This window comes from Mesorhizobium sp. M1088 (assembly GCF_040318575.1).
Classification (GTDB): Bacteria; Pseudomonadota; Alphaproteobacteria; order Rhizobiales; family Rhizobiaceae; genus Mesorhizobium.
This window is the reverse complement of the sequence record NZ_JAMYMO010000003.1, coordinates 379,964-388,656: the sequence shown is the minus strand read 5'-3', so window position 1 is coordinate 388,656 and position 8,693 is coordinate 379,964. Positions and strand designations below refer to the sequence as shown.

Sequence of the window (8,693 nt, the reverse complement as noted above, 5' to 3'; positions counted from 1 at the left end):
CACGGGATCGCATCCAGATCAGCAAAACCTATTCACTTCAACGACATAGACAGATGGGTGTTATGAAACAGGATTGTAGTCGGCGCGCCACAGGGCGATGGCGGCGCGTGCCTGAGCCAGCGAAGTAAACAGCGTCTCGTTGAGCAGTTCATCGCGCAGTCGGCCGTTGAAGCTCTCGATGAAGCCATTATCCGGCATGATGTTCTTGGTGCCATCGTTTGTTCGGTACGTCAGGTTCGTTAAGTTGGCGCATCCGGGCCACGGGGCACCGGGAGCACGCAAGTGCGGGCAGGCCGTCGTATGCAGATGAACTGCGAGTTCGAGCACATTATCTGGCCGCCCCTACGACTCGCCCGGATGCGCTGCGAGCGCGGATCCGTATTTGTCGTGTTGCCCGCTCGCTCCCTGTTCGTGACCAACGATGGAGGGAACCGTGCATATTATCGGCATGGACATACACCGCGTAGCCGCCGAGGTCGTGTCGTTGCTTGATGGCAAGGTCGTCAAGCTCGGCCGCGTTCAAATGCTGCGCAATAAGCTCGAGGAGTTCGCCAGGAAGGAACTCACCCACGATGATCATGTGGTGATCGAGGCCACGGGCAATGCTGCTGCCGTCGCTGAAGTGCTGTCGCCCTACGTCGATCGGATCGTGATCGCCAATCCCAAGCAGGTGCACATGATCGCGCACGCGAAGGTGAAGACTGACACGATCGACGCCACTGTCCTTGCGAAGCTCTACGCCTCGGGCTTTCTGCCGGAGGTCTGGGTTCCGGATCCGGGGACCCTTGCCCTCCGAAGACAGGTCACCAGGCGGACACAGCTGGTTCGCCAGCGTTCGCGGCTGAAGAACCTGATCCAGTCAATCCTCCACGCCCACCTGATCCCGCCGTGTCCGCATGGGAACCTCGTCGGGATCAGCGGGCGCAAATGGCTGACGAGGCAAATATTGCCTGCGGATGAGCGCGCCGCCATCGAGCGCCACCTCGGCTTGATTAACCAGATCAACGAGGCGTTGACGGTGGTCGAGGCGGATATCGCCGTACATGCCCTCCAGGATCCGACAATCCGCCGCCTGATGACGTTGCCCGGCCTCGACGTCACCGTGGCTGCGAGCGTTGCCGCGGCAATCGGCGACATACGGCGCTTCAGCGATCCACAGAAGCTCGTTGCCTATCTTGGCCTCAATCCGAGCGTGCGGCAGTCCGGTGAGGGGCCAGCCTATCACGGGCGCATCACGAAGCAGGGCCGCGGCCATGCGCGGGGGATGCTGGTCGAGGCGGCATGGGCGGCGGTGCGATCGCCAGGACCTCTTCGCGCCTTCCACAAGCGGATCGCCTCGCGCCGCGGGAAGCACATCGCGGCCGTCGCCACTGCGCGCAAGCTTGCAATGATCATCTGGCACATGCTGAGCAAGGATACCGACTACATCTGGGCCCGGCCGGCCTTGCTCGCCCGCAAGTTCAGATCGGTCGAGCTGCGTGCCGGCCTTCCGACCAGCCATGCCAGACGCGGCACCGCCTTCGACTACAACATCCCGGCCAAGCGCGCCGAAGAACGATCCCGCGTCGAGAAGGCGGAAGCTGCCTATGCAGCCGCGACTTCCCGATGGCGAACGAGGCCGGAAAGGCAGAAGGCTGTGGAAAAATCCGCCGAATGAGAAGAACGGGCGATTCTACAACATCCGTCTGCATCGGCTTGCCGGGCGCAATGTAATGCCATTCGACCCGGTTCGATCCGCCCAGTGAGTAGAACCACGGTTTGACAGCATCAAACTTGGGTACGCTTGCCGAATGGGAGCTCAACCGCTCTCGCCTGACCGAACCCAGCTTCTCTTGACGATGCACGGCTTTTAAACACCGCACGAGATCAGAATAACTGATGACCGGCCATCGCGCCGCGACATTCCATGGCTTGCCGGGCATGATGATGGTGGTGCCGCCGTCCACCACCAGTGCCTGCACGACGAACCACGGTCAGGCCACGAAAACTCGGTGACTGCGTGGTTGGGAAGCTTTGTCAGACCACGGCGTCCATCGCTAGCTATGCGGCAACGTTCATCCGCTCCCTGGCCTGCTTAATGTCACGGACAGGCGGTACGCCAAACATCCGGCCGTATTCGCGCGTGAACTGCGGCACGCTTTCGTAGCCGACCGCATAGGCGGCGCTGCTCGCAGGCATGCCGTCTGACAGCATGATGCGCCGCGCCTCAATCAGGCGCAACTGCTTCTGGAACTGCAGCGGCGAGAGCGAGGTGATCGCTCTGAAATGCTGGTGGAAAGAGGAGACACTCATGCCGGCCTTCTCCGCTAGCTGCTCGACGCGAAGCGGTTGCGCAAATCCTTCACGGATGAGAGCTACTGCTTTGCCGATGCGCTGTGCATGGCTATCGGTAACGCCCAGCGCGCGGATGGCCGAGCCATGCCTGCCCGCGAGAAGCCAGAAATGCAGCTCGCGCACGAGCTGATCCCCAAGCACGGGCAAAGCCGCCGGCCGATCGAGCACGCGCATCAGCCTCAAGGCGGCTTCGGCGACTTCTGCCTCGGTCGTGTCGACGCGGACGGGTCCCTCGACACCTGCCTGCACGACGCGCATCTCCAAGGCCAGCCGCTCGATCACCGCGGCGTCGAGCTCGAGGACCAGCGAATAATAAGGCACGCCGGCGTTCGCGCGGGTGATCTGGCTCACGGTCGGCACGTCCGCAGCGATCAATAGCGAGTCGCCGGCGCCGAACTCGAAGGTCTGGCTGCCCACGGTCACGCGCTTGCCGCCCTGGACGACCAGAGCCACCAGCGGGCAGTTGATCGCATATTGCAGCTCGCTGGGACGGGTGGCCCGGATCGTACTCAACCCCGGCACAGCGGTTCTGGCAATGCCGTACCTGTCGGCATTGGCGTCGGCATGGCGGCGAACGGCTTCAAGCAGCGTGTGTGTCATTGCGGGGAGTATATTCCCGAGCACGCGACGCACAATCCACCTCGGAGTAATAGGCAAGGAAGCCGAAGCTTTGGGCAACCGCGATTTCCGAGTCGGGGCGATTGTCCCGGTCAATGGGAGCGGGATCCTTGATGGCTCCCCCCGCAGTCGAGGAGAGTTCAGATGACCGACCTTTCGCACCGCCATATCCTGATCCTGTCTGCCGAAGGGTTCGAGGATGACGAACTGTACCGTCCCCGTCAGTCGCTGCTCGACGCCGGCGCGAGCGTGACCGTGGCCTCCCCCGCAACGGGATCGATCAGCGGCGTCGTCTACGATATGGCGACGGGCCGCTCAAACCCCTCAGAGCGGGAGATTGCGCCCGACGTGCAATTGTCCGACGTCATTGTCGCCGCCTACGATGCGCTGATCGTGCCTGGCGGGGTGGTGAACCCGGACAAGCTGCGAATGAGCGAGGAAGCAGTCCAGATCGTCCGCCAATTCGACGCGGCCGGCAAGCCGGTGGCCTCCATCTGTCATGGCCCCTGGGTGCTAATTGAGGCCGATATCGTGCGTGGCCGGCGCACCACCGGCTGGTACTCCGTCCGCACTGACCTGAGGAACGCGGGATCGCAGGTCCTGGACGCCGAAGTCGTCGTCGATGGCAACCTCATAACCAGCCGCATGCCGTCCGACATTCCGGCCTTCACCAACGCCATCGTCAAGGCCCTCTCGGGCTGAACCGCGCCAGCCAATCAGCGTGCCAGCAAGCCAGGAGTTTTTTCCATGACCAGCATGTTCCAGCTTATGATCGACGGCGTGAGCCGTGAAGGCTCCGACCGTATCGCTGTCGATGTCGTCAACCCCGCTACCGGGGAGGCTTTTGGCAGTGTGGCCTTTGCCTCCAAGTCTGATATCGACGAGACGATAAAGGTCGCCTTGGGCGGGCTCCGATCCTGGCAGGCCGTGCCGCCTTGGGAGCGCGGCCGCATCCTCAAGGACGCGGCCCAGCGCCTCCGCGCAGACACCGTCCGCATCGCCAATGTCATCACCCGCGAGCAGGGCAAGCCGCTTTGAGAGGCTTGCGTCGAGATCGAGCGCTCCGCCGATTTCCTCGAGTGGGGCGGCGAACAGGCGCGGCGGATTTCCGGCCGGATCGTCCCGGGCCGCACGCCCGGTCAACGCGTTGAGGTGCAACCGCATCCGATCGGCGTGGTGGCCGCCTTCACGCCCTGGAACTTCTCGATGGCGCTTGCTGCGAAGAAATTCGCAGGCGCGCTTGGCGCCGGTTGCGCGATCATCTGCAAGCCCTCGCAGGAAACGCCCGGTTCGGTGGTCGAGATGGCCAAGGCACTGCTCGAGGCGGGCGTCCATCCGGCCGCGATCGCAGTCGTGTTCGGTGACGCCAACGATGTCTCGGCCCAGCTCATCAATGCGCCGCAAGTGGCCAAAATCACCTTCACCGGCTCGATCCCGATCGGCAAGCGCCTCGCCGCGGCCGCCGGGGCAGCGATGAAGCCGGTGACCATGGAACTCGGCGGCCATGCACAGGTGATCGTATGCGGTGATGTCGACCCGGAAGCGACGGCCGAACTGCTGGTACAAGCCAAGTTCATGAATGCCGGCCAGATCTGCCTGTGTCCTTCACGTTTCTTTGTTGAGGCGAGCATTGCACAGCGCTTCATGGCGCGCTTCGTCGCGCTGGCCAATGCGTTGCGCGTGGGCGACGTCACCGATCAGCAGACGCAGATGGGACCGCTCGCCAACGAGCGCCGGGTCGACGCAATCGGAAGGCTTGTCGACGACGCACGCGCACGCGGCGCGACCATTCTAGCCGGCGGTAAGCGGCTGGACCGACGCGGCAACTTTTACGCGCCGACCGTGCTGACCGATGTGCCCGACGAGGCGGCCGTTCTCCGCGAGGAACCTTTCGGTCCCGTGGCGCCAATCCTGCCGTTCACCGACGAGAAGTCGATGCTCGAAAGGGCGAACGGGCTCGCATTCGGCCTCTCTTCCTATGTCTTCACCCATGACGGTGCGCGGCAGCGCCGGCTGGTCGACGCCCTGCAATATGGCGTTGTCGGCGTGAACGGGGGCTTGACGCACCAACCCGAAGCACCGCTCGGCGGCTGGAAGGAAACTGGTAGGGATCGAGGATCTCAATGCCGCCTTCGGTGTCGATGCCGCGAACAGTCGCTCCTTGAGGTTCTCGCGGGCACGCCCGAGGTTGCCGCCCATCTTGGGCTGAAGCGTCTGCACGAGCTCACAGAGCCGACCAACTATCTTGGGTCCGCCCAGGAGATGATCGACCGCGTGCTCGGCGGCGCCAAGGCTGGCCAGCCAGCCGATCTGGCGTAGTCGTGCGGCCTTGCGGCTCGGCCTGAGTTGCCCGCATAAGCGGGCGCTTGGCGTCACAGAACCTTCCAGCAACCGCCGTTCGATCCAAAGAGAGTCTCCAAAGAAAGCACCGGATGAGTGCCGAAAGGCCGCTGCCGCGAGACCGCGGCGGCGCCCTTGTTGATCTTTACCTTGATCGGGCCGGTTGCCTTAAATCACCTGCCCGCCAGAAACCTCGATCCGCTGCGCGGTAATCCAGCGATTGTCGGCGCCGAGCAGATTGGCGACCATCGGGCCGATGTCGTCGGGCAAGCCGACGCGGCCCAGCGCGATCATGTTGGAAAACTGCTTGTTGAGCTCAGGCATGTCACGCACCGCACCGCCCAGGAAATCAGTCTCGATCGCGCCAGGCGCCACCGTGTTGACGGCGATGCCCCGGCTTCCCAGTTCCTTGGCCATATAGACCGTGAGGATTTCCACCGCACCCTTTGCGGCGGAGTAGGCCGAAAAGCCGGGGTACGAGACGCGCGTCAATCCCGTAGAGAAGTTCACGATGCGGCCTCCGTCGGCAATGAGCGGCAGCAGAGCCTGCGTCAGGAAGAAGACGCCTTTAACATGGGTGTCGAAAAGTGCGTCGAATTGAGCTTCGGTGGTTTCGGCGAAACTTGCCATTTCACCCTGGCCGGCATTGTTGACGAGGTGGTCGAACCTATCCCGTCCCCACGTGGTCGACAGTTGGGACCTGACTGTATCAGCGAAGCGCCCGAACGAGCCGATGTCGGTCACGTCGAGACGCAGCGCCACGACCTTACGACCCATTGCCTGAATCTCGGCGACGACGGCCTTCGCCTGCTCGTCGCCCCTGCGGTAAGTGAAGATCACGTCGCCGCCCCGGCGCGCGATGCTTATAGCGGTGTTGCGGCCAAGGCCGCGGCTTGCACCAGTAACGAGCGACACAGTCGTCATTCAAATTCTCCTTCGGATCGATTGTTGCGACGCAACTGTTATGGGCGTGGGCGGCCCCCACCGGTTGCCCGTTCGTCGGGTAGACTTGCCTAATCCTACGACGATGTCGTTATATCCATCCTATCCATCAGTGGTGGGTGGTTCGCCGCTTGCCATCAGCGTGATTCCGCTTCGGTATGAGCCAATACGCGCCAGTCACGGTCGCGCACTCGCCGGCGACGCTGCTCCCGCGCGATAGCTGGACAGCAGGTTCGCAAATGCGGAACCCGCGGGCTTCGGCGGCAATCACCGGGGCGCCGAAGGGAACGAGGAAGCGGTCACCGCAATGGCCAGAGATGTCGCTGCCTATATGAACGGTAGATCCAGTGGGAGGGGCGCAGGCCACGGCCAAAGGCGCCGTCGAGAGCAAAGCGGCCAAGAGCGTTATAACCGCAACAGGCCCTAAGCGGGCGGGTTGCTTGAAGTCCAACTGGGACTATCCGCGCGCCGTCAGCCAGACTCCTACGAGCGTCACAGCCAAGCCGAAAAACATCGCCGGCGTGAGAGGCTCCGAGAACAGCACCCAAGCCCACAGCATAGTCACGGGGGGACTCAGATAGATGGCGGCGCTGACCTTCGCCACGGGGTACATGCTCAGCATCGTGTAATAGACCGAATAGGCGGCGAAGGTGGCAATAAACACCAGCCAAACCATTCCGATGGCGAACTCAGCCGTCATCGGCGGCTCAACCCCTCCCTGAGCGATGGCGCAGATGCCGAACAGGACCGCGCCAGTCAGCGTGTGAACGCAGAGGCTCTGGTGGACGGGCATGTTCAGCGACTCCCGGCCCCTGCGGAGGACCGACGCGAAGGAGAAGACCATCATCGAGCCAAGGGTTAACTCGTAGGCCCACAACGGCGCAGTTCCGAAGCTCAAGCTGTCGAAAGATACAATCAGTACGCCCGTCACCGCGACGGCAGTGCCAAGCCACTGCCGCAGGTTTAGCCGTTCCCCCAGAACAGGCTGCGACATGGCCGCGGTTGCCAGCGGCACAAGATCAGAGATCAGCGCGACCAACCCGGTCGGCACGCGTTGCTCGATCGCGAGCGCGAAGCCGCCGAGATAAATGAAGACGGCCATGACGCCGAACCCGGCTTGGGATATGACCGCGCGCAGGCGCATCCTCGGCCCGAACGCAAGTGCGAATGGAAGGAGGATGACTCCTGACAACAGTGTGCGCCAAAACAGCAGGACGGCTACGCTGGCTTCTTCGCTTGCGTAACGGATGCCAACGAAACCGGAACTCCAGGCGATGATCAGCAATCCCGCCAACAGAGGATAGAGAATACGGTGCCGGGCCACAATTTCTGAAAACGAAGGAAGGGCTGTCACTTGCGTTCCTAGGTTGCATTTCGCTACCGAGTAGCCGACCTGCAGGCATCGGGCACATGACAAATATCGATTGGGTGATGACAAACATGCCATCGAGTTCATATCGTGTTGTCAAAGGATGCTGACGCGTTCATGTATAGCAATCACAGCGGAAGTCGCGGATGACCGACATCAACAGCAGACGACTGGACATCGACGCGTTGCGCGCAATTCGTGCTGTCAAGCTCCATGGCGGTGTCACCAGAGCAGCCGACGCGCTCGGGCTGACGCAGTCCGCGGTAAGCCACAAAATCAAACGCCTGGAAACGAGTCTCGGATGCGAGATTCTGAACCGACGGCCCGGTGGCGGGATGTTCACCTCCGACGGCGAAAAACTCCTCGAGTACGCAGCGAAGATTCTTGCGCTGCACGACGAGGCTCTTGTGAGCTTGGCGAAGTCGGACCTGGCAGGCCGGATCATGCTGGGTCTCACCGAGGACACGACATGTTCGGATCTATCGCGCATCCTCGGCCGCTTCCACCGCTTGCACCCCCAGGTCACCGTGAGGACGAAAGTTCGAATGAGTCTCGTGCTGAGGTCAATGCTGGAACGCGGTGAACTGGACATGGCGATGGTGCAGGTTTTCTCTCACGAGATCCGACCAACCGACGTCGTGCTGTTTCGGGAGGACCTGCACTGGGTCAAGTCCCGCGAACTGTCGTTCAGCCGTCAAGGCCCGATCCCGTTCCTTTCCTTCGACGACGACTGCTTCTACCGACGTTGGGCGATTGACATCGGGCAAGACGGCGGAGTGGAGCTCGAAACCCTGTTCGAATGCTCCAGCGCTGCGGGTATCGTAGCCGCCGTAAGCGCGGGATTGGGTGTTGCTCTACTCAGCGATCGTCATATTCTCAAGGACATGGAGGTTATCGACGGCCTCCTGCCTGAACCTCCCGGGCTCGCCTATATTGTGCGGCGGGCCAAGAAGGTCCGAAATCCAGCGCTCGACAGTCTAATATCTGACATTGCGAGCGAGGTCAGCCGATACGGCAGGCTAACGCTGGCCAGCTAGGGTTCTTGCGCCCCTGGTCAGCCTGTTTCTTATGCGCCCGAGAAAGCGCAATG

General features: G+C 62.3%; 6 protein-coding genes and 2 pseudogenes. 4 read left to right on the top strand and 4 right to left on the bottom strand.

Annotation, left to right across the window (positions count from 1 at the left end; all coding sequences use genetic code 11):
- Positions 1-72: 72 nt before the first annotated feature.
- Positions 73-189, bottom strand: a pseudogene (locus NKH49_RS06510) (integrase core domain-containing protein); the annotation flags it as partial.
- A gap of 244 nt (positions 190-433) precedes the next feature.
- On the opposite strand from NKH49_RS06510, the gene NKH49_RS06505 reads away from it, so the two are divergent.
- Complete coding sequence (locus NKH49_RS06505; RefSeq protein ID WP_352925583.1) at positions 434-1,657, top strand: IS110 family RNA-guided transposase; 1,224 nt, start codon at positions 434-436, stop codon at positions 1,655-1,657.
- A 383-nt stretch (positions 1,658-2,040) separates the two neighbouring features.
- Here NKH49_RS06505 and NKH49_RS06500 read toward each other — a convergent pair whose 3' ends face one another.
- Positions 2,041-2,934, bottom strand: a complete 894-nt coding sequence (locus NKH49_RS06500) for an AraC family transcriptional regulator (RefSeq protein WP_352925607.1) — start codon at positions 2,932-2,934, stop codon at positions 2,041-2,043.
- A 162-nt stretch (positions 2,935-3,096) separates the two neighbouring features.
- Between NKH49_RS06500 and NKH49_RS06495 the strand changes: the two genes are divergently transcribed.
- Together NKH49_RS06495 and NKH49_RS06490 are read left to right on the top strand one after the other, a co-directional pair.
- Positions 3,097-3,654, top strand: coding sequence for a type 1 glutamine amidotransferase domain-containing protein (locus tag NKH49_RS06495; RefSeq protein ID WP_352925581.1), 558 nt, complete (start codon positions 3,097-3,099; stop codon positions 3,652-3,654).
- A gap of 45 nt (positions 3,655-3,699) precedes the next feature.
- Positions 3,700-5,271 (top strand): annotated as a pseudogene (locus tag NKH49_RS06490) (NAD-dependent succinate-semialdehyde dehydrogenase).
- Between the two features lie 189 nt (positions 5,272-5,460).
- Here the strand turns inward: NKH49_RS06490 and NKH49_RS06485 are convergent.
- Complete coding sequence (locus tag NKH49_RS06485) at positions 5,461-6,216, bottom strand: SDR family NAD(P)-dependent oxidoreductase (RefSeq protein WP_352925579.1); 756 nt, start codon at positions 6,214-6,216, stop codon at positions 5,461-5,463.
- Positions 6,217-6,691: 475 nt separating this feature from the next.
- A complete protein-coding gene (locus tag NKH49_RS06480) occupies positions 6,692-7,588 on the bottom strand; it encodes a DMT family transporter (RefSeq protein WP_352925577.1) in 897 nt (298 codons plus the stop codon).
- Positions 7,589-7,749: 161 nt separating this feature from the next.
- Here NKH49_RS06480 and NKH49_RS06475 point away from each other — a divergent pair, with 161 nt between their 5' ends.
- The gene (locus tag NKH49_RS06475; protein ID WP_352925576.1) at positions 7,750-8,640 is read left to right on the top strand and encodes a LysR family transcriptional regulator; all 891 of its coding nucleotides are present in this window, start codon (positions 7,750-7,752) and stop codon (positions 8,638-8,640) included.
- Positions 8,641-8,693: the final 53 nt, after the last annotated feature.